This window comes from Rhodanobacter sp. KK11, from assembly GCF_033345435.1.
Taxonomy (GTDB): Bacteria; Pseudomonadota; Gammaproteobacteria; order Xanthomonadales; family Rhodanobacteraceae; genus Rhodanobacter.
In genome coordinates, this window is record NZ_JAWPMI010000001.1 from 756,368 (window position 1) to 776,968 (window position 20,601).

Annotated in this window: 16 protein-coding genes; 8 read left to right on the forward strand and 8 right to left on the reverse strand. The window is 68.9% G+C overall.

The features are described from left to right. Positions 1–51 precede the first annotated feature (51 nt). From R5H19_RS03250 to gshB, 6 genes are read right to left on the reverse strand one after another with little or no spacing between them, the layout of a single operon-like run. Positions 52–1,836: a hypothetical protein gene (locus R5H19_RS03250; RefSeq protein WP_318157535.1), complete on the reverse strand. Its 1,785-nt coding sequence runs from the start codon at positions 1,834–1,836 to the stop codon at positions 52–54. Between the two features lie 50 nt (positions 1,837–1,886). Beyond that, positions 1,887–2,813 (reverse strand): aspartate carbamoyltransferase catalytic subunit, encoded by a 927-nt coding sequence (locus R5H19_RS03255; protein ID WP_318157536.1) that lies wholly within the window; start codon positions 2,811–2,813, stop codon positions 1,887–1,889. A 35-nt stretch (positions 2,814–2,848) separates the two neighbouring features. Continuing rightward, the gene (ruvX, locus tag R5H19_RS03260; protein ID WP_318157537.1) at positions 2,849–3,301 is read right to left on the reverse strand and encodes a Holliday junction resolvase RuvX; all 453 of its coding nucleotides are present in this window, start codon (positions 3,299–3,301) and stop codon (positions 2,849–2,851) included. Beyond that, on the reverse strand, positions 3,298–3,867 hold the full coding sequence (locus R5H19_RS03265; RefSeq protein ID WP_318157539.1) for a YqgE/AlgH family protein: 570 nt from the start codon (positions 3,865–3,867) through the stop codon (positions 3,298–3,300). The genes ruvX and R5H19_RS03265 overlap by 4 nt, the downstream gene beginning before the upstream one ends. Positions 3,868–3,919: 52 nt before the next feature. Continuing rightward, positions 3,920–4,789, reverse strand: a complete 870-nt coding sequence (locus tag R5H19_RS03270) for an energy transducer TonB (RefSeq protein WP_318157540.1) — start codon at positions 4,787–4,789, stop codon at positions 3,920–3,922. Beyond that, positions 4,786–5,763 (reverse strand): glutathione synthase, encoded by a 978-nt coding sequence (gene gshB / locus R5H19_RS03275; RefSeq protein WP_318158144.1) that lies wholly within the window; start codon positions 5,761–5,763, stop codon positions 4,786–4,788. Before gshB ends, R5H19_RS03270 begins: the two co-directional genes overlap by 4 nt. A 362-nt stretch (positions 5,764–6,125) precedes the next feature. Between gshB and R5H19_RS03280 the strand changes: the two genes are divergently transcribed. From R5H19_RS03280 to R5H19_RS03310, 7 genes are all read left to right on the forward strand, one after another. Then, positions 6,126–6,536, forward strand: a complete 411-nt coding sequence (locus tag R5H19_RS03280; protein ID WP_274378359.1) for a response regulator — start codon at positions 6,126–6,128, stop codon at positions 6,534–6,536. Between the two features lie 22 nt (positions 6,537–6,558). Then, positions 6,559–6,930, forward strand: a complete 372-nt coding sequence (locus R5H19_RS03285; protein WP_318157542.1) for a response regulator — start codon at positions 6,559–6,561, stop codon at positions 6,928–6,930. Then, positions 6,927–7,466: a chemotaxis protein CheW gene (locus R5H19_RS03290; protein ID WP_318157544.1), complete on the forward strand. Its 540-nt coding sequence runs from the start codon at positions 6,927–6,929 to the stop codon at positions 7,464–7,466. The genes R5H19_RS03285 and R5H19_RS03290 overlap by 4 nt, the downstream gene beginning before the upstream one ends. Positions 7,467–7,593: 127 nt before the next feature. Next, entirely contained in the window at positions 7,594–9,624 is a 2,031-nt protein-coding gene (locus tag R5H19_RS03295) for a methyl-accepting chemotaxis protein (protein WP_318157545.1), read from the forward strand. Between the two features lie 103 nt (positions 9,625–9,727). Then, entirely contained in the window at positions 9,728–15,766 is a 6,039-nt protein-coding gene (locus R5H19_RS03300; RefSeq protein WP_318157546.1) for an Hpt domain-containing protein, read from the forward strand. Beyond that, the gene (locus R5H19_RS03305; RefSeq protein ID WP_318157547.1) at positions 15,759–17,438 is read left to right on the forward strand and encodes a chemotaxis protein CheB; all 1,680 of its coding nucleotides are present in this window, start codon (positions 15,759–15,761) and stop codon (positions 17,436–17,438) included. Before R5H19_RS03300 ends, R5H19_RS03305 begins: the two co-directional genes overlap by 8 nt. Further along, positions 17,435–17,953, forward strand: coding sequence for a chemotaxis protein CheW (locus tag R5H19_RS03310; protein WP_318157548.1), 519 nt, complete (start codon positions 17,435–17,437; stop codon positions 17,951–17,953). The genes R5H19_RS03305 and R5H19_RS03310 overlap by 4 nt, the downstream gene beginning before the upstream one ends. Before the next feature lie 23 nt (positions 17,954–17,976). Here R5H19_RS03310 and R5H19_RS03315 read toward each other — a convergent pair whose 3' ends face one another. Next, positions 17,977–18,711, reverse strand: coding sequence for a 16S rRNA (uracil(1498)-N(3))-methyltransferase (locus R5H19_RS03315; protein ID WP_318157549.1), 735 nt, complete (start codon positions 18,709–18,711; stop codon positions 17,977–17,979). Between the two features lie 170 nt (positions 18,712–18,881). Between R5H19_RS03315 and R5H19_RS03320 the strand changes: the two genes are divergently transcribed. Beyond that, entirely contained in the window at positions 18,882–19,196 is a 315-nt protein-coding gene (locus R5H19_RS03320; RefSeq protein WP_318157550.1) for a hypothetical protein, read from the forward strand. A gap of 12 nt (positions 19,197–19,208) precedes the next feature. Here R5H19_RS03320 and R5H19_RS03325 read toward each other — a convergent pair whose 3' ends face one another. Further along, positions 19,209–20,573 carry an adenosylmethionine--8-amino-7-oxononanoate transaminase gene (locus tag R5H19_RS03325; RefSeq protein WP_318157551.1) on the reverse strand — a complete coding sequence of 455 codons (1,365 nt, stop codon included), beginning with the start codon at positions 20,571–20,573 and terminating at the stop codon, positions 19,209–19,211. Positions 20,574–20,601 lie beyond the last annotated feature (28 nt).

Below are 20,601 nucleotides of genomic sequence, written 5' to 3' on the forward strand. Positions count from 1 at the left end.
AAAAGGCGCCGCGAGGCGCCTTTTTCGCATGCGTGAAACAAGGGAAGGCGCCTACTTCAGCGCGGTCTGGCTGCTGATCACCATGCCGTGCTCGTCCACGTGCATCTCGGCGTCGATGCTGTCGACGCGTTCGGCCTGGGACTTCATGGCGGCGAACTGGGCCTTGGAACGGGCCAGCTCGGCGGCGGCTCCGGCGGCATCGTCGCCGTTGTCGTCGATCGACGGCTCGTTGCTCTTGCCGATCGTCGCGGTGGCGGCGGCCAGGCTGTCGATCTTCTGTTCCATCAACTGCAGCCAGCTGAGGTACATGGCGCCGCTGATGTGCATGCGCCCCATCCGGCCGGCGTCGCCGGGCGGATCCTTCAGCGTGTCGCCGAGGCGGGCGTCTTCGCCGGCGCCGACGCCGAGCGCGAGTGCCTTCTCGCCCATGGCCAGCCATGCCGGCTGGCCCAGTATGCCGACCATGTCTTTCGGCAGCGGCAGCGGTTTGCCGTCATGGGCAGGCTTCAGCTGGGCCAGGGCGGGCACCATCATCTGGCCCATCGCGAGCAGGCCGTCAGGGTTGCTGGTGCCCAGCACCAGGCGCCCGCTGAACGTCGGCAGGGCGGAATCCTTGCCCGGCACCAGCGAGTCCAGCACGATGCGCAGGCCGAGCATGTCACCGAACGGCGGGATCGCCGCCTTCTGCATGGCCGGGCCGAGCTTGGCGAAACTGTCGTTGAGGTCGGTCAGCGAGGGACAGCTGAACGGCTTGGCGGCCACAGCCTCGGCCTGGGCCAGCCAGAACGTGCGCAGACTGGAGACCGGCAAAGCCAGGCTCAGGTCGAACGGGGCGGTGCCGGCGCTGCCCAGCCCAGGCAGCTCCACCTTGAGCCCGGCGAACGCTTTGCTGATGTCGTCGGCCAGCGCCACGTCGAAACGCACGTCCTGGTGTTTCGCGTCGAGCCGGGTGTAGCCGAAGCTCACCGAGGGGACCCGCGCGGCGATGCGGGCGGCATCGGTGGTGCAACTGGGCGAAGTCTGCAACTGGGTGGCGACCGGCTCGCCGGTCCTCGCCGCGATGGCCTCGGCGTGGGCCTTCTGGATCGCACCGACCAGCGGGTCCTTGCCGCTGATCGCCAGCGGCAGCGCGCGGGTCAGGTCCAGTTCGCCGACCAGCCATTTCCGGTAGCCCTTGGCCTTGGCCAGTGCGGTGAGGCGGCCGTCGTCCTGCAGGCTCTTCTGCGGCCGGTCCAGGCCCAGCGCCTGGCGCAGCAACGCCGGCGAGACATCCGCCGGCAGCAGCGCGGCCACGGCCTGCTTGCCGACCGTGGCCAGCACCATCTCGGTGCCCGAGGCAGGGAACGCATACTTGCGGTAGTCCTGCTTGTCCACGCGGGCGACGTCGAGCTTCTTGCCGTAGGCGGTTTCCAGCCGGCCGACGAAGCCCTCGAACGCGCCCGGGTCGCTCAGCTCGAAGCGCAGCACCGGGGCCAGGCCCAGGCCGTAGAACGCGGAGTAGCCCTTGAGGTTCAGGCCGGCGCCCTGGGCGAAGCTCTCGATGGTCTTGCCGTCGAATTCGGCGCGCAGCGCACGCAGCAGGCGGGCGCCATCGGGGTCCTTCCGGGCCAGCCGCTCGGCGCTGGCGTCGAGCTGGGCCAGTTGGGACGGCAGCTGCGCATCGGCCTGGGCGAGCAGGGCGCCGCGGGTGGCGTCGTCCATGATGTCGAGGTTGGCCACCACGTACGGCGTGTCCGCCGGCACGAAAGCCAGAGGGGCGTCCTTGTCCTTGTGCCCGCAGGCCGCCAGCATGACGCCGGCGAAACCCAGCGCGATGTACCGCGTCGTCGATCGCATGTTGATCCCCAGAAATGATGGATGGTGCGCGGGCCATTATGCCCGCTTGTTCAGCGGGCCAGCACTTCGTCGAGCACGGCCATGCGCACGAACACGCCGTTGCCGACCTGTTCGAGGATGCGCGACTGCGCGCCGTCGGCCACGTCCGAGGCGATCTCGATGCCGCGGTTGATCGGACCCGGGTGCATCACCAGGCAGCCGGGGGCGGCCAGCGCCAGCCGTCGGCGGTCCAGTCCGTAGTGGGCGAAATAGGCCGCCTCGTCCGGCAGTTCGATGCTGGCCATGCGTTCTTTCTGCAGGCGCAGCATGATCACTGCGTCGACGCCCTCGATCGCCTCGTCGAAGTTGCCGTAGCGACGGATCTGCGGCGCCTCGCCCGCCGGCGGCATCAGCTCGGCCGGCCCGCACAGGCGGATTTCCTTCACGCCCAGCGCGGTGAACGCGTTGATGTCCGAGCGGGCCACCCGCGAATGCTTGATGTCGCCGCAGATGAGCACGCTGAGGTTCCCGAAGTCCGGGCGGTGCTGGCGGACTGTCAGCACATCCAGCAGGCCTTGCGTGGGGTGCGCCCGGTTGCCGTCGCCTGCGTTGATCACCGACACGCCGCTCATCGCGTGGCGCACCAGTTCGTCGGGCGTGCCCGACTGCTTGTGGCGCACGATGATCGCGTCCAGATGCATCGCTTCGAGCGTGTGCAGGGTGTCGAACAGTTCCTCGCCCTTGCTGGTGGAGGACAGCGCGATATTGAAGTTGATCACGTCGGCGCCGAGCCGGCGGGCGGCCAGTTCGAACGAGGTGCGGGTGCGCGTGGACGGTTCGAAGAACAGGTTGAGCACGGTGCGTCCGGCCAGCACGTCGAGCTTGCGGGTGCCGTGGGCGCAGGCGTCGCGCAGGGCCTCGGCGCGGTCGAGCAGACGCTCGATGGTTTCGCGCGGCAGGTTTTCCAGGGTGGTCAGGTGACGCAGGCGAGGGCTCATGGCGGCGGGTCTGGGAATGGAAAGGAGGCGTCCGTTCAGCGGTTCGGGAGAGCGTCCGGCGGCGCAGCGGCGCTGGCGAGCCAGCGCTCGAGGATGACTGCGGCCGCTTCGGCGTCGATGTCGGCGGCGTCGCGGCGGCGCTTGAGCCCCGCCGCGCGGGCGGCGGCGAAGCGCTGGGCGGCTTCCTGCGAGCTGTGTCGTTCGTCGACCAGCACGACCGGCAGGCCGTAGCGCTGCTGCAGTTGCGCGGCGAAGCGGCGGGCGCGGCGGCTGGCGGGCTGCTCGGCACCGTCCAGGGTCAGCGGCAGGCCGACCACCAGGGTGTCGGGTTGCCACTCCCGGCGCAGCGTGTCGAGGCGTTGCCAGTCCGGATTGCCGTCGTCGCGCACGGTGAGGGTGGCCAGCACGCGGGCGCTGGCGGTGAGGGTGTTGCCGATAGCCACGCCGGTGAGCCGGCTGCCGACGTCGAAGCCGAACACGCAGCTCATGCGTGGCCCGCATAACCGGACAACTGGCGCGGGTCGACCCCGACCAGTCCGGCGGCGGCGCTCCAGCGTTCCTCCAGCGGTGTGTCGAACACCACCCGGTCGCAGGCTTCGGCGGTGAGCCAGGCGTTCGCCATCAGTTCCTGTTCCAGCTGACCGGCGTCCCAGCCGGCGTAGCCGAGCACCATGATCGCCTGGCGCGGACCTTCGCCGGCGGCCATTGCCACCAGGATGTCGCGCGAGGTGGTGACCGACCAGCAGTCGTTGACGCGGTAGCTGGAGTCCCAGTCGCCGGGCTCGCGATGCAGCACGAAGCCGCGTTCCTGCTGCACCGGGCCGCCGATCAGCACCGGGGCGTCGGCCAGCTCGCTGTCCTGGCATTCCAGTTTCATCTGCGCCAGCACGTCGCCGAAGCGGTATTCGGACAGCTGGTTCACCAGCAGGCCGACCGCGCCGTCCTCGTCGTGCTGGCACAGCAGCGCCACGCCACGCGAGAACGGCGGATCGGCCAGGTTCGGCATGGCGATCAGGAAGTGCCCGGTGAGAGTGGAGGGCTGCACGGCGGTCATGTGCGTATTGTATGCGCAGCGCGTGCCATGCGCAGGGATTTGCCGCCCGCGTTCAGCGTGTCTGCAGCACGTTGTTCGGCTGGAAGCGCCAGGTGCGGGTGATGTTGAGCTCGTCGATGCGGTCGGCGCCCTTGGGCGCCGGCGGGAACGGCGCGGCCAGGCGCACGATGCGCTCGGCGGCGGCGTCCAGGATCTTCTGGCCGGAGCTCTGGATCACCTCGATGCTCTTGATGCTGCCGTCGAGGTCGAGCACCACGGTGAGCAGCACGTCGCCATGCAGGCCGCGGCGGCGCGCCTCTTCCGGGTAGTTGAGGTTGCCGACCCGCTCGACCCGGTCGGACCAGCCGCGCATGTAGGCCGCATAGGCGTATTCCCGGGTGCTGGCGGTGAGGTACTTCACCTTCGGCCGCTTGGCATAGTCCACCTTTTTCCTGCGCAGTTCGGCGGCCAGCTGGGCGATCGCCTGCTGGCGTTTCAACTCGACGTCGGTCGGCAGCTGTTCGTGCGGCTCGATCTCGGTCTGCGCGGTGTCGCTGGTCACCTGGAAATCGGCGGCGCCGCTGGTGGTGACCATGCGGGTCGGGGTGGCTTCGCGCGGTCGCGGCGTGGCGGCCTCGACCGGTTGCGCCGCGATGCCCGGATCGGGTTTCGGGATGGCGCCGGAGAACGGTGCCGACGGCCGCGCGGCGCGATCCCCCTGGCCGCCGCCGGTGTTGTTGGCCTGGGCCAGGAAATCCGCCTTGTCCGGCGCCTGCTGGTTGGCCACGTTGACCAGGGTCACGTCCAGCGTGGGCCGGCTGGGCGAGGGCTTCACGAAGTGGAAGGTGATGCCCAGCAGCAGCACGCCGTGCAGCAGCAGCGAGAACAACAGGGTGGCGCCGATCGGATCGGGCGGGGAATTGACGGTGGCAGTGGCGCTCACGCTTTGCGGTTTCCGGTGACGTGCCGCTCGATGGCGTCGAACAGCTGGCCGGCAATGTTAAGCCCGAACTGTGCGTCCAGTTCGCGCACGCAGGTCGGGGATGTGACGTTGATCTCGGTCAGGTAGTCGCCGATCACGTCCAGCCCCACGAACAGCAGGCCGCGCCGGCGCAGCTCCGGCGCCACCTGGCTCACGATCCAGCGGTCGCGTTCGGACAGCGGCACGCCCTCGCCGCGGCCGCCGGCGGCCAGGTTGCCGCGGAACTCGTCGCCTTGCGGGATGCGCGCCAGCGCGTACGGCACCGGTTCGCCGTCGATCACCAGGATGCGCTTGTCGCCGGCGCTGATCGCGGGAATGAACTTCTGCGCGACGGTGAACTGCCGGCCTTCGCCGTGTGGGCCGCCGCCGAGCAGGGTCTCCAACATCGAATTGAGGTTGCCGTCGCCGACTCTGGCCCGGAAGATGCCGCGTCCGCCCATGCCGTCCAGCGGCTTCAGCACCACCTCGCCGTGCTCGGCGGTGAACTGGCGCAGTTCGCCCGCGTCGCGCGAGATCAGGGTCGGCACGATGCATTGCGGGAATTCCAGCGAGAACAGCTTCTCGTTGCAGTCGCGCAGCGAGCGCGGGTCGTTGACCACCGTCACGCCGCCGCGCTGGGCTGCTTCGAGCACCATGGTGTCGTAGATGAACTGGGCGTCGACCGGCGGGTCCTTGCGCATCAGCACCACGTCGAGCTCGCGCAGGTCGCGCCACCGCGCCGGGCCCAGCGTGTACCAGTGCTGCAGGTCGTCACGCACCTCGAGCGGGGCGATCCGCGCCCACGGCTCGCCGTCGCGCAGCGCCAGGTCGCCCTGCTCGAAGTAATGCAGCGCGTGGCCACGGCGCTGCGCCTCCAGCAGCATCGCGAAGCTGGTGTCCTTGGCTGTCTTGATCGCGCCGATGGGGTCCATCAGCACGCCGACCGAAAGGGTCATCATGGTTCTCCGTGGCTGGTCGGTCCGCGCGGCAGAGGCGTCGCGGGGCTGTTGCATCAGGCCGATATACTAAAGCGATGGCCATCGAGGCTGTCGGAATTGCGACCGAACCGGCATACCTGCGCTGTCGTCGGTGGCCAGATGGTGCCAATATGGGTCACCCGGTACGTGCGGCACGCGTTGCTATGATTATTGCTTGACAGTCTCGGCAGGCAGGCAGTAAACAGCAAAGTCACTGGATTCACCGTCTTACAGCGGTTGCTTTTGGCTTTTTCGACATTTTTTGCATGCGCGCCATCCGGCATGGCCGTTGCATGTCTCGATGACTATCCTGAGCTCGGGGCGGGCCGCAGGGGGAGTGAGTGAATTTGAACATGAGCGCTAATGAGCTGGACGGTCTGAAGGTCATGGTGATCGACGACTCGAAGACCATCCGCCGCACGGCGGAGACCCTGCTGAAAAAAGAGGGTTGCGAGGTGCTGACCGCCGTCGACGGTTTCGAGGCACTCGCCAAGATCTCCGACCAGAAGCCCGCGATCATCTTCGTCGACATCATGATGCCGCGGCTGGATGGCTATCAGACCTGCGCGCTGATCAAGAACAATCCGCAGTTCCGCGCCACGCCGGTGATCATGCTCAGCTCCAAGGACGGCCTGTTCGACAAGGCGCGCGGCCGCATCGTGGGTGCCGAGCAGTATCTGACCAAGCCGTTCACGCGCGACGAACTGCTTGGTGCCATCCATCGCCACGTCAGTACGGTATCCAGCCACTGACTGCAGATTCTGAGGGGGACCTGTGGCCACCATTCTCATCATCGACGACTCGCCGACCGACGTGCGCGTGTTCACCACGCTGCTTGAACGGGCCGGACACCAGGTCGTCGCCGTCAGCACGGCCGAGGAGGGCATCGAGCGCGTGCGCGCCGACATGCCCGGCCTGGTCATCATGGACGTGATCATGCCCGGCATGAACGGTTTCCAGGCCACGCGTACGCTCACGCGCGACCCGAAGACCCAGAACGTGCCGATCGTGATGATCACCACCAAGTCGATGGAAACCGACCGCGTATGGGGGCTGCGCCAGGGCGCTCGTGCGTTCATCACCAAGCCGGTGAACGAGAAAGAGCTGCTGGCGTGCATCAACGAATTGCTGCCGAGCGAGAAATGAACCAGTCCGTCAACCGCACTCCGTTCGAGATCCTGGCCCATTACGAGCGACTGTCGCTGGCGCACGCTTCGGATACGCGGGGCAGGCTCGAGGCGCCCGGGTTGTGGCGCGGGATCGGTTTCCGGGTCGGTTCGCGCCTGCTGGTCAGCGGCATCGACGAGATCAACGAATTGCTGGCGGTGCCGGTGCTGACGCCGGTGCCGGGCACCCAGCCGTGGCTGCTCGGCGTGGCCAACGTGCGCGGCAACCTGGTGCCGGTGATCGATTTCGGCCGTTTCCTGTTCGGCGAGCGTACGCAGCACACCGATCGCACCCGTCTGTTGGTGGTACGCCAGGGCGGCGGCAACGTGGCGCTGCTGGTCGATGAGGTGTTCGGTCAGCGCACGGTGGACGAGGAGCAGCGGCGCGAGGCCGGGCGCGAGGATGATCCGCGACTGGCCCGTTTCGTCGACAGCCGGGTAGGCGAGCAGCAATTGGCCATTTTCAGCATGAATCGGCTGGTGCGCGCACCGGATTTCCGGCAGGCCGCGGCTTGACGCCGGCCGGCTGCAGCGACATCGAAGGGCCGGTGCCCGCGCGGGCCGGAAAACTTGGGGCAGGCATTCCCTGGCCGATCCCGCTCTGCGGGCCGGCAGTGTAATCAGTTAGACGGATGAGGTGAACATGAGCACTACAGGGGGCGTCAGCAGGGAACGCGGTTACACCGCGCTCATTGTCCTGCTGCTGATTGCGATCGGTTTTGCGGCGCTGGATTTCTTCCTGCTCAACCAGAAGAACAGCGAGGATCGCCAGGCGATTGCGCTGACCACACAGATCCAGGTGCTGTCGCAGCAGACGGCAAAGTTCGCGCTGGAGTCGGCGGACGGCAATACCGACTCCTTCAAGGAGCTCGAGTCCACCCGCAACGCGATCGACTCGGCCGTGCAGCGGCTGAACAAGGGCGACCCCCAGAGCGGCATGCAGCCGTATTCGGACAATAACGCCACGCCTGCCGGCCGCGCGGTGAGTGCACTGGACGCCTCCTGGAAGCAGCTCGATGCCGACATCGGCAAGATCCTCTCCAACAAGGCGGTGGTGCTCGATTCCGGACAGCGCGCAAGCACTCTCTCGCAGCAGATGCCGCTGCTCAACTCGAGCATGGAACAGGTGGTCAACATCCTGCAGCAGCGCAACGGCAGCCCCGAGCAGATGCTGGGCACCTCGCGCCAGATGCTGTCCGCCGACCGCATCATCCGCCGCGTGCAGGAAGTGCTGCAGGGCGGCGACAGTGCCCAGTCGGCGGCCGACGGCCTGTCCCGCGACGCGCAGTTGTACGGCAGCGTGCTGAAGGGCCTGATCGAGGGCAACCCCGACAGCGGTGTGCGGCCGATCAACGATGCGAATGCGCGCAAGATCCTCACCGACATGGACGCCAGCTGGGCCCAGTTGGCCGACCCGGTGGCCAAGCTGGTCGCCGCCGCCGGCAACATCGCCGACGTGAAGCGCGCGGGCAACCAGGCCTCGCTGGATTCGCAGACCGTGCTGCTGCGCGCGAACGACCTGTCCGAGCAGATCGGCAAGCTGCCGCTGCGCCGCCTGTTCCCGAACGTGTGGTGGGGCCTGCTCGGCGCGATCGGCGCAGTGGCGTTCGCGCTGCTGCTGGTCATCACCCTGGTGCGCGACCAGCGCCGCCGGTTCGCCCAGAGTACCGAGCTGAACCAGCGCAACCAGGAGGCGATCATGCGCCTGCTGGACGAGATGGGTTCGCTGGCGGAAGGCGACCTGACCGTGAAGACCACGGTGTCGGAGGACATCACCGGCGCGATCGCCGACTCGGTGAACTACGCCATCGACGAGCTGCGATCGCTGGTGACCACCATCAACGAGACCTCCGAGCAGGTCTCGTCCTCGGCGCAGGAAACCCAGACCACCGCCCGCCATCTGGCCAACGCGGCCGAGCAGCAGGCGCAGCAGATCAGCACGGCGACCTCGGCGATCAACCAGATCGCCAGTTCGATGGACGACGTGTCGAAGAACTCCGCCGAATCGGCCGACGTGGCCGAGCGCTCGGTGAAGATCGCCTCGCACGGCGCCGAAGTGGTGCGCGAGACGATCTCCGGCATGGACTCGATTCGCGACCAGATCCAGGAAACGTCGAAGCGCATCAAGCGGCTGGGCGAATCCTCGCAGGAGATCGGCTCGATCGTGGAATTGATCAACGACATCGCCGAGCAGACCAACATCCTGGCCTTGAACGCGGCGATCCAGGCGGCTTCGGCCGGCGAGGCAGGCCGTGGTTTCGCAGTGGTCGCGGACGAAGTGCAGCGACTGGCCGAACGTTCCACCAGCGCCACCAAGCGCATCGAGGCGCTGGTGCAGACCATTCAGTCCGATACCAACGAGGCGGTGAACTCGATGGAGCAGACCACCGCCGAGGTGGTGGCCGGCGCACGCAAGGCGGAGGACGCCGGCAGCGCGCTGGGCGACATCGAGCGCGTCTCGCACGATCTGTCCTCGCTGATTCAGAGCATCTCCACCGCGGCGCGCGAGCAGTCCGTGGCGGCGACCGACATCTCACATTCGATGAACGCGATCCAGGAAATCACTTCGCAGACCTCGCGGGGCGCAAGTCAGACGGCCGACTCGATCGGTACGCTGGCGCAACTGGCGAGCGACCTGCGGCGCTCGGTGGCGCACTTCAAGCTGCCGGGTTGACGTCGGGCGTGTCGATTTTGGGCGCGATTGAGCAAAGCACAAGACAGGGGGCAGTCTCGAAGGTTGCAGGATGCTTGCGTTGTGCAACCGTTGAGAGAGGCGCATGAGACTTCAAGACCACATCGATTTCACCACGCTGCAGTGGGTCAAGCCGGAGCTCGACGATACCTTGTCGATCGCCCGCGAGGCGCTGGAGTCCTACGTCGACAACCCGGCCAAGCGCGACTACATGCGCACCTGCGCGGATCACCTGCACCAGGTGCGGGGCACCCTGCAGATGGTCGAGCTGTACGGCGCGGCGATGGTGACGGCGGAGATGGAGGCGCTCGCCATCGCCCTGCTCGAGGATCACGTCACCTACCGTGAGGAAGCCTATGCCGCGCTGATGCGCGGCTTGATGCAGCTGCCCGACTATCTGGAGCGGCTATCCAGCGGCCACCGTGACGTGCCGGTGGTGCTGCTGCCGCTGCTCAACGACTTGCGCGCCAGCCGCGAGCTGGAGCCGCTGCCCGAATCGGCGATGTTCCACCCGAACCTCGACGCGTTCCTGCCCGAGCAGGCTCCCGCGGCGATGAGCGAGGCGTATGCCGAGGCGCACCGCGGCGAGCTGGTGGACCTGCGCCTGCGCTTCCAGCAGCAACTGCTCGGCTGGTTCCGCGGGCAGAACGCCGCGCAGCAACTGGTCAACATGCGCAAGACCCTGCTGGCGATCACCGCGCGCTGCCATCACGTGCACGGCCGGCGCCTGTGGTGGATTGCCGCCGGCGTGCTGGAAGGCCTGGAACAGGGCCAGCTCAAGGGCTTCATCGGCGAGATCCGCCAACTGGTCGGCAAGGTCGACCGCAACATCCGCCTGCTGATCGAACAGGGCGAAGACAGCCTGCGCGGCGGCGACGCGGACGACGTGGCCTGCAAGCTGCTCTACATCGTGGCTCAGGCCAAGCAGCGCAGCCCGCAGATGGAGCTGCTGCGCAGCACCTATGCGCTGGACAGCCTGCTGCCCGACGCCGGTGAGCTGGAGCATGCCCGCGGCTCGATGGCCGGGCACAATCGCGCGCTGCTCGATTCCGTGTCGCGCGCGCTGAAGGACGACCTGTTGCGCGTCAAGGAGGCGCTGGACCTGTTCCTGCGCCAGCAGAACGGCGATCCCGCCCAACTGGCCGTGCAGGGCGAAGTGCTCGAGCGCGTGGGCGACACGCTCGGCATGCTGGCGCTGGCGGTGCCGCGCCGGGTGGTCACCGAACAGCGACGGGTACTCGACGAGATCGCCAACCGCCTGCGTGCGGCCGACGAGGAAACCCTGCTCGACGTGGCCGGCGCGCTGCTGTACGTCGAGGCGTCGCTGGACGACCACATTGAAAGCCTCGGTTCCGAGGATGAGCCGGGCTCGGGCGAAGCCATGCCCAGCCTGCCGCGCAGCGAGGCGCTGGGCGTGGTCACCACGCTGATGCAGGAGGCGATCGCCAACACTGCCAAGGTCAAGGAAGGGATCGTCGCGTTCGTCGAATCCGGCTGGGAGCACGACCGCCTGGCCGGCACGCCGGCGCTGATGGCCGAAGTCGCCGGTGCCATGCACATGCTGTCGTCGCCGCGTCCGGCCGAGCTGGCCCAGGGCGTGGGCCGCTTCATTGGCGACGAACTGCTTGAGGACCGGCGCGTGCCCAGCGGTGCGCAGATGGACCAGCTGGCCGACGCGCTGGCCGCCTTGGAGTATTACCTGGAGGCGGCACGCGAGCATCGCGGCGGCCTGGAACACATTCTCGACGTGGCCGAGCACAGCCTCAGCTTGCTCGGTTACTGGCCGCTGCCGTCGGCGCGCGCGGCGTCCGCCACGCTTTCCGTGCCCGACAGGGCCATGCCTGCCGAATACGCGGGCGCGGACGAGGAGCATCCGGAGTTGTCCGAGCCGGTCAGCCTGCTGCCGGGCGACGACCTGGCGGGCCTCTTCATCGGCGACAGCCAGATGCCGGCCGTACCCGCCCACGACCTTGACGGGTTGCGCCTGGCGCAGACCGAAAGCGTCGCGCCGGATCGCCCCGGCGCCGACGCGGCGGACGACGACTGGATCGAGATCGAGGAAGAGGTGGTCGAGCAGGTGCCGGTGCGCGATGCGCTGGCGGCGAGCACCAGCTTCAATGCCAACGCCGAAGGTATCGACGACGATATCCGCGAGATCTTCCTGGAGGAAATGCAGGAAGAGATCGATAATCTGCGAAGCGCGGAGCAGGCCTGGTTGGCCGACCCCGCGCAGCTGGCGTCGCTGACCGGCATCCGCCGCTCGTTCCACACCCTGAAGGGCTCGGGCCGGCTGGTCGGGGCTGGCGTGCTGGGCGAATTCGCCTGGAAAGTGGAGGACATGCTCAACCGCGTGCTCGACGGCAGCATCCAGCCGAACGGGAACGTGCAGGCGCTGGTGCGGCATGCGATCGACGCGCTGCCGCAACTGCTGGCCGCACTCAAGGGCGAAGGTGAGCCGGGTGCGCCGCTCAGCGCGATCATGCGCGCCGCCGAGCAACTGGCGGCCGGCAACCAGGCACGGGTGGAGGATTACCCGCCGCAGGCCATGGAAACGGTGCGCCGCACCGTGCGCCGGCGCGTGCCGCGGCCGGTCGCGGCGGCCGAGGCTGTGCCCACGGCCAGCCTGACCGAGGCAAATGCGGCGCCCGCCGCGCCGGAGCCGGCGGAGCCAGCGTACGCCGTGGCGATGCCGGTGATGCCGCCGGTGGACCCGGTGCTGCTGGAAATCCTGCGCAGCGAAGTGGCGCAATACCTGCAGACCATCCGTGCCGCGATCCAGCGCAGCCACGGCGAGTTGCCGATCGGCGAGGAACTGCTGCGCGCCGTGCATACGCTGCATGGTGCGATCGCGATGGTGGACATCCCGCTGCTGACGCAGTTGCTGTCGCCGCTGGAGGGCCTGTTCAAGCGCCTGCGCGCCGCCAACCTGTCGCTGCCGTCCGAGGGCCTGCGCCTGCTCGGCCAGACGGTCGACGTGGTCGATCACGTGATGAGCCAGTTCGACGCCGCCGAGCCGCAGCTGCCGGACGTCGGCGCGCTCACCGCGCAGATCATCGGCATGCGCGATCGCTATCCCGAATCGAAGGTGGCGCACGTCGTGTTCGAGCCGCAGGCCGGCGAGACCGAGCAGGCGGAAGCCGGCGGTGCGGCGAGCGAGCTTGACGCCGAACAGGCGACCATGGCCGATTCGCTGGACGCCGGTCTGGCCGAAGCCACGGTGGCACGGAGCGAGGCGGCGTCCGACGACGTCCCGGCCGACACCGGCGAAGCCGCGGACATCCACCCGGACGACGCCCGCCATGCCGAGCTGACCGCCGAACTCATGGCGGCACTGGGCGCCTTCGAACCCGACCGGGCCGCTGCCGAGCGGGCCGAGCAGGAGCGGGCTGCAGCTGAAAAGCTGGCCACGGAACGGGCAGCAGCCGAGCAACGGGCCGCGGAGCAACGGGCCGCCGAAGAGGCGGCAGAGCGGGCGGCGGCGGAAAAGATTGCAGCGGAACGGGCAGCAGCGGAACGGGCAGCGGCGGAACAGGCAGCGGCGGAACAGGCAGCGGCGGAGCAGGCAGCGGCGGAGCAGGCAGCGGCGGAGCAGGCAGCGGCGGAGCAGGCTGCCGCCGAAAAGCTGGCTGCCGAGCAGGCTGCTGCAGAGCAGTCGGCGGCCGAGGAGGCGGCGAAGCTGGCCGTGGCGAACGCCGACGCGGAAGGCGCCGGTCGTACGGAACAGGCGCCCGCTTACGCCCTGGTCGGCTCCGGCCAGATCGATGCCGACCTGCTGGAAGTCTTCATTGACGAAGCGCGGGAGATCCTCGACCACGCCGACGACATGCTGGCGCAATGGCATGCCGCACCGAGCGAACTGACGCACGTGCCGGAACTGCAGCGCGACCTGCATACGCTGAAGGGTGGCGCGCGCATCGCCGGCCTGCTGCCGGTGGGCGATCTCAGCCACGCGATCGAGACCCTGCTCGAAAAGCCGATCCGCGACACCTCGAAGACCGGGCCGCTGATCGCCGCACTGGAAGCCAGCTTCGACCAACTGAACGCATTGGTGCAGCAGGTGGCGCAGGGCCAGGCGGTCGAGTACCCGCGGGCCATGATTGATCACCTGCTGGCATTGGCGGGCGAGACGGCGCTGGCCGACGACGCGGTGCCGGCGGCGTCCTCGATGCCTGCGCCGGCTCCGGCCGCGCCGTCGCCGGTTGTTTCCGCAGCGGGCGGCCCCGGCCTGCCCGAACTGATGCCGGAACCGGAAGAGGAAGTACGTTCCTCGCAGGAACAGATCCGTGTCCGCGCCGACCTGCTCGACAGTCTGGTGAACCATGCCGGCGAGGTGGCGATCTACCGCTCGCGGCTGGAACAGCAGGTCGCCGGCTACCGCTTCAACCTGGTCGAGCTGGAACAGACCGTCGCGCGCCTGCGCAGCCAGCTGCGCATGCTGGAGATCGAGACCGAGGCGCAGATCATCGCGCGCTTCCAGCGCGAGCACCGCGAGGCGGGCATGGCGGCGTTCGATCCGCTCGAGCTCGACCGCTACTCGCAGCTGCAGCAGTACTCGCGCGCACTGGCCGAGTCGGTGTCCGACCTGGTGTCGATCCAGAGCATGCTGGACGAGCTGACCCGCCAGTCCGAAACGCTGCTGCTGCAGCAGTCGCGGGTGAGCATCGAACTGCAGGACGGCCTGCTGCGCACGCGCATGCTGCCGTTCGACACGATGGTGCCGAACCTGCGCCGCACGTTGCGCCAGGCCGCGCAGGAGCAGGGCAAGCACGCCCAGCTCCACGTGGACGGCGCTCACGGCGAAATGGACCGCAACCTGCTCGATCGCATCAAGGCGCCGTTCGAGCACATGCTGCGCAACGCCATCGCCCACGGCATCGAGACCCCGGCCGAGCGCCGCAAGGCCGGCAAGCCGGCCGAAGGTTCGGTGCACATCACGGTCGCGCGCGAAGCCACCGAGGTCGTGATCCGGGTCAGCGACGACGGCCGCGGCTTGAACCGCGAGGCGATCCGCAAGCGCGGCATCGAGCGCGGACTGCTGCGTGCCGAGACCAGGCCGACCGACAACCAGTTGCTCTCGTTGATCACCCAGCCGGGCTTCTCCACCGCCAGCCAGGTCACCCAGCTGGCCGGCCGTGGCGTCGGCATGGACGTGGTGGCGAACGAGATCAAGCAGCTCGGCGGTTCGCTGTCGATCGAGTCCGAGGAGGGCAAGGGCAGCACCTTCATCCTGCGCCTGCCGTTCACCCTCGCGGTGACCCAGGCGATCCTGGTGCGCATCGGCGAGGCCACGTTCGCCATCCCGATGACTTCGGTGCAGGGCGTGGCGCGGGTCAACCCGGACGATCTGGCCGAATTGATGGCCCAGGACGAGCCGTCGTTCCAGTACGGCAGCGAGGCCTACGGCATCCATGACCTGGCGGAACTGCTGGGCTTGCCGCCAGGTCTGCCGACCGAGGACGAGCAGCAGCCGCTGCTGCTGACCCGCGCGGGCGATTTGCGTGCGGCGATCCGCATCGACGCGGTGCTCGGTTCGCGCGAGATCGTGGTGAAGTCGGTCGGCCCCCAGATCAGTTCGGTACCCGGCCTGCTGGGTGCGACCATCATGGGCGACGGCTCGGTGCTGATCATTCTCGATCTGGCGCCGCTGGTGCGCCACGGCATCATCCGCCGCGAACAGCGCCTGGCCGAGGGCCTCAGCGCGGTACAGACGCCGGTGGTCGAGGAAGTGCAGGTCAAGCCGCTGGTGATGGTGGTGGACGACTCGATCACCATGCGCAAGGTCACCAGCCGCGTGCTGGAGCGCCACGAATACGAAGTCAGTACCGCGAAGGACGGCGTCGACGCACTGGAGAAACTGCACGAGCGCGTGCCGGACCTGATGCTGCTGGACATCGAGATGCCGCGCATGGACGGCTACGAGCTGGCCACCCAGATGAAGGCCGATCCGCGGTTGCGCGACGTGCCGATCATCATGATCACCTCGCGCAGCGGCGACAAGCACCGCCAGCGCGCCTTCGACATCGGCGTGGACCGCTACCTCGGCAAGCCGTACCAGGAAGCCGACCTGCTGGTGCAGATCGGGGAAGTACTGGGGCAGCGTGCAGCGGAGCCGGTTCATGACTGATACGGGTTCTGCGGTGGCCCTGCTGTTCGACGACACCGAGCTGGGCAGCCAGTTGCGCGAGGCGCTGCGCGAGCGCGGCGCCAGGATCGTGCACGAAGGCGGGGTTGCCAGCCTCAGCCGCGAATTGCTGCAGCAGGTAGGCGCCGACGTGCTGGTGGTCAACCTGGACGACGGCGCCGACGATGCGCTCGACCGCCTCTACGAGGTGATCGACGGCGACCACCCGCGCGTGGTCTTCAATGACGCCCAGGCCAGCCGCGTGCTGGCCGGCTGGGATCGTGCCCGCTGGGCCCGCCATCTGGCGGTCAAGGTGCTGGCGCAGGGCGACATCGACCCGCCGCGGCCGGATGATGCCCCCGGCATCGAGGCGCCGGCGACCGCACGAGCAGACGCCGCGGCGGGCGAGGCTGCTGCGGTGGTTGAGCCGGTGGTGGCCACGGCGGGGGAGCCGTTGGCCGAGCCCCCGGCAGCGGAGGCGGATGCCGCTGCGGAAACCGATTTCCCGGTGCATGATGATCCCGACGGGCAGCACGGACAGGCTGCGGCGGCCGAGTCGGAAAGCCTCGCGGCAGAGCTGGAAGCCCTGCTGGCCTCCGACGAACTGCCGGCCGGTGACGACGATGCGTCCTCCGGTCCGGGCTTGCGTTTTGTCGACGGTGAAGAGCCGCCGCCGCTGCATGACGGCAATTTCGGTGCGCCGGCTCCGGCAGCGTCGGCTTCGGCCGGGCCAGCCCTGGCCCTGTCGGGCGCGACGCCAGCGGCGTTCCAGGCCGACGGGTCGCCGCCGGCCGACGCCGCGGCCGTCATCACCCCGGACGCGGCGTCGCCGTCGATGCAGGCTGACGGCGCATCGCCCGTACGCGCGCCCGAAGGCTGGGCGCTGGTGGACGATGATGCTCCGCTTGCCACGCCGGAAGTTTCCGCGGGATCTGGCGCGGAAGTGTTCGGGATCGAGAAGCTGAGTGCCGCCGATTTCCTCGCGCCCGACGTCGAGATGGTCGACCCCAGTATCGAGCCGCGCATGAGTCTTGAGCTGGTCTCGATGGAGGAGGCCATCGCGCCGCAGGCCTACGTGCACGAGCACGAGATGCTGCTCGACGAGCTCGGCAGCGCGTTGAGCAGGATCGTGCTGCTGGGTGCCGCGACCGACGGCATCGACGCGGTCTGCACGTTCCTGGCCGCGCTGCCGGCATCGACGCGGTTGACCTTCCTGCTTGCCCAGCATCTGGGCGGGCAATCGGATGCGTCGCTGGTGGCGGAATTTGCCGCGAATTGCGCGTTGCCGGTGCGGCTTGCCGACGGCGGTCGTGCCGGTCCCGGCGAAGTGCTGCTGGTGCCGGCCGGCCGGCAGGTGCGGCTGCGCCGCGACGGCAGCATCGAGCTGCAGGCGAACGATGCGGGGGAGCCGTCCGAGCCGTCGATCGACGCCAGCCTGACCATGGCCGCGAATGCGTTCGGTCGCGACGCGCTGGCCATCGTGTTCGCCGGGCGCGGCAACGATGCCGTGGCCGGTGCACAGGCGATCCACGACCGCGGTGGACAGGTCTGGGTAGAGTCGCCGTCCGGCGAGCATTTTGCCGACATGGTCAGCGGAATCCTCGCCGAACGGCTGGTCAGTTTCTCCGGTACGCCGTCCGAGCTGGCGGCGCACCTGCTCGAGGTGTTTCCATGAGTGATCCGCTGCCGCGTGAAATCCGCTGCGTGCTGGTGCCGGTGGGCGGCCAGCGCCTGTTGCTGCCCAACGCCAACATCGCCGAGGTGATCACTCAGAGCACGCCCGAACCGGTGGCTGGTGCGCCTGCCTGGCTGCATGGCCGGATCGCCTGGCGCGGCTGGCGCGTGCCGCTGGTGTCGTTCACCGAACTGGCTGGCACCGGGGAGGGCGACGCCGAGCTGACCGTGCGCGTGGCCGTGCTGAAGGCGCTTGGCGGCAATCCGAAGCTGCCGTTCATCGCCGTGCTGACCCAGGGCTTCCCGCGCCTGACCACGCTGAACGCCGAGCTGGTCATTCCCACCCATGACGGCAAACCGCTGCCGCCGGGCGTGCGCGCACACGTGCTGGTGCGCGACGACGTGGCGATGATTCCCGACCTGGAGTGGATCGAAGCCAGCCTGCTGGGCCTGCTCGATGACGCCGGGCCGGAGGAATCCGTGGAGTCGTCCGGTTCGTTCGATTCGCAAGACTGAGGCTGCGCCGGGCCGGCGACGGACTAACCGTCGCCGTGCAGTGCCTGCAGCGCCGCCAGCGCGGCCAGGCCTGCGGTTTCCGTGCGCAGGATGCGCGGGCCCAGCCGCAGACCCTCGAAACCGGCGGCCGTCAGTGCGTCGACGTCACGCTCGCCCAGGCCTCCTTCCGGGCCGACCACCAGCAGGCCCCCGGCCGACATGAATTCGAGTTCGCGGGCTGCGCGGCCGGCTTCCGGCAGCAGAGCCAGGCGCAGCGCGCCATCGTCGGCCAAGCCGCCCAGCCACGCCGCCAGCGGCAGCGCCGGGACGATCTCGGGCAGGCGCGCGCGGCCGCTCTGTTCGCAGGCGCTGGCCGCCACCGCGCGCCAGTGCGCCAGCCGCTTTTCCGCGCGGGCGGCGTCCAGCTTCACTTCCGAGCGCTCGGTCAGCAACGGCACGACGCGTACCACGCCCAGCTCGGTCGCCTTCTGCACGATCAGGTCCATCTTCTCGCCACGGGCCACGCCCTGGGCCAGGGTCAGCGCCAGCGGCGATTCGTTCCGCACGGCCTGCCGCGACTCGATCCGCACGGTCACCTCGCGCTTGCCCAGCGCGAGAATGACCGCGGCGTAGTCGTAGCCATCGCCGCTGAACAGGACCAGCGGATCGCCCGGGCTCATGCGCAGCACGCGCGCAACGTGCTCGGCGGCTTGCGCCGGCAGGTTCAGTTCGGCGGAGACGGCGAGCGGCTGGTCGACGTGGATACGGATCGTGCGCATCGGAGCGGGCCGGGCGTGGACGGCCGCCCAGCATAGCGCGGCGCACCCGGTGGATGAACGTGGGCGAGACGGCTGGGCGCCCCCGCTTGCCCCGGCCGACGCGTCGTATCAGCATGCCGTGCACTCCCCGTGCGCGCTCGCCGCATCCTCCACCGCGGGCCGGAGGTCACATGTCCAGGTTGCTTTTCGTTTCTGCCATGCTGCTGGCGGGTTATGGCGCAAGCGCCGCGTTGCCGGCGCAGGATGCATCGACTCCGGCATCGCGAGCCGGGTCGTCCGCGCAGCCGCCGGTGCGGCAGGCCGCCCGGCCGGATGATCGCCACTGCCTCCGCGAGACCGGCAGCCATATCCCGGCGAAGAAAGGACAATGCCTGCCGGTGAACGGGCGCAGCTACAGCCAGGAGGACCTGCAGCGCACCGGCGAACCCGAGCTGGGCCGGGCACTGCAGAAACTCGACCCCCGCATCACCGTCCGCGGGCACTGAGCCGGCTGCGTTTCAGTCGGTCACGGCGCGTTCGATGCCGGCGATCGCGGTATCGACCAGCAGGTCGATGTCCTGTTCGGTAACGACATAGGGCGGCATGAAATACACCACGTTGCCCAGTGGGCGCAGCAGCGCGCCGTGCTGCAGACCGTGCAGGTAGACGCGCAGGCCGCGGCGCTCGGTCGCCGGGTAAGGCCTGCGCATGGCCTTGTCCGCGACCAGTTCGACCGCCGCGATCATGCCGCACTGGCGCACGTCGGCGACGTGCGGGTGGTCGCGCAACGGCGCCAGCCGCCGCGCCAGCCGGGCGGCCAGCCCGCGGTTGCGTTCCAGCACCGGCTCGTCGCGGAAGATCGCCAGCGTCTCCAGCGCCACCCGGCAGGCCAGCGGATTGCCGGTGTAGCTGTGCGAATGCAGAAACGCCTTGCCGGTGCGGTACTCGGCGTAGAACGCGGCATAGACGTCGTCGGTGGTGAGCACCACCGACAGCGGCATGAAGCCGGCGGTGAGTCCCTTCGACAGGCACATGAAATCGGGTGACACCGCTGCCTGCTCGCAGGCGAACAGCGTACCGGTGCGACCGAAGCCCACCGCGATCTCGTCGGCGATGAAGTGCACGGCGAACTCGTCGCACAGCGCGCGCAGGCCGGCGAGGTAGCTCGGGTGGTACATGCGCATGCCGCCGGCGCACTGCACCAGCGGCTCCACGATCACCGCGCAGGTCTCGTGCGCATGACGTTCCAGCAGCGCACGCAGCTCGCCGAGACGGCGTTTCGCCGTCTGTTCCGGCGACTCGCCGGGCTCGCCCTCGTACGCGTCCGGCGACGGCGCCAGGAACGGCGTCAGCAGCAGTGGCGCGTAGGTCTTGCGATACAGCGCCACGTCGCTCACCGACAGCGCGCCCAGCGTTTCGCCGTGGTAGCTGCCGGTCAGCGCGATGAAGCGGGTCTTCTCGCCGTGGCCCCGGTTGAGCCAGTAGTGGAAGCTCATCTTCAGCGCCACCTCGATCGCCGCCGAACCGTTGTCGGCGAAGAACACCTTGTCCAGCCCGGGCGGGGTGATCCGCACCAGCGCTTCGGCCAGTTCGATCGCCGGCGGGTGGGTGAAGCCGGCGAAGATCACGTGCTCCAGCCGCTGCGCCTGGTCGGCGAGGGCGGCGGCGAGGCGCGGGTTGGCGTGGCCGAACAGGTTGGTCCACCACGAACTGATGCCGTCCAGGTAGCGCCGGCCGTCGGCGTCGACCAGCCAGGCGCCTTCGCCGCGCACGATCGGCAGCATCGGTACGCTCTCGTGGTCGTGCATCTGCGTGCAGGGATGCCAGACGTGTCGCAGGTCGCGCGCGGCGAGCGCGGCGTTGCCGCTTGCGGGGTTGTTCATCCGGCTATGATCGGCGCTGCGCGGCGGA

Coding starts and splice junctions, on each gene's coding strand:
- R5H19_RS03250 (WP_318157535.1), bottom strand. CDS start 1,836: ATGCGATCGACGACGCGGTACATCGCGCTGGGTTTCGCCGGCGTCATG.
- R5H19_RS03255 (WP_318157536.1), bottom strand. CDS start 2,813: ATGAGCCCTCGCCTGCGTCACCTGACCACCCTGGAAAACCTGCCGCGC.
- ruvX (WP_318157537.1), bottom strand. CDS start 3,301: ATGAGCTGCGTGTTCGGCTTCGACGTCGGCAGCCGGCTCACCGGCGTG.
- R5H19_RS03265 (WP_318157539.1), bottom strand. CDS start 3,867: ATGACCGCCGTGCAGCCCTCCACTCTCACCGGGCACTTCCTGATCGCC.
- gshB (WP_318158144.1), bottom strand. CDS start 5,763: ATGACCCTTTCGGTCGGCGTGCTGATGGACCCCATCGGCGCGATCAAG.
- R5H19_RS03290 (WP_318157544.1), top strand. CDS start 6,927: ATGAACCAGTCCGTCAACCGCACTCCGTTCGAGATCCTGGCCCATTAC.
- R5H19_RS03295 (WP_318157545.1), top strand. CDS start 7,594: ATGAGCACTACAGGGGGCGTCAGCAGGGAACGCGGTTACACCGCGCTC.
- R5H19_RS03300 (WP_318157546.1), top strand. CDS start 9,728: ATGAGACTTCAAGACCACATCGATTTCACCACGCTGCAGTGGGTCAAG.
- R5H19_RS03305 (WP_318157547.1), top strand. CDS start 15,759: ATGACTGATACGGGTTCTGCGGTGGCCCTGCTGTTCGACGACACCGAG.
- R5H19_RS03310 (WP_318157548.1), top strand. CDS start 17,435: ATGAGTGATCCGCTGCCGCGTGAAATCCGCTGCGTGCTGGTGCCGGTG.
- R5H19_RS03315 (WP_318157549.1), bottom strand. CDS start 18,711: ATGCGCACGATCCGTATCCACGTCGACCAGCCGCTCGCCGTCTCCGCC.
- R5H19_RS03320 (WP_318157550.1), top strand. CDS start 18,882: ATGTCCAGGTTGCTTTTCGTTTCTGCCATGCTGCTGGCGGGTTATGGC.
- R5H19_RS03325 (WP_318157551.1), bottom strand. CDS start 20,573: ATGAACAACCCCGCAAGCGGCAACGCCGCGCTCGCCGCGCGCGACCTG.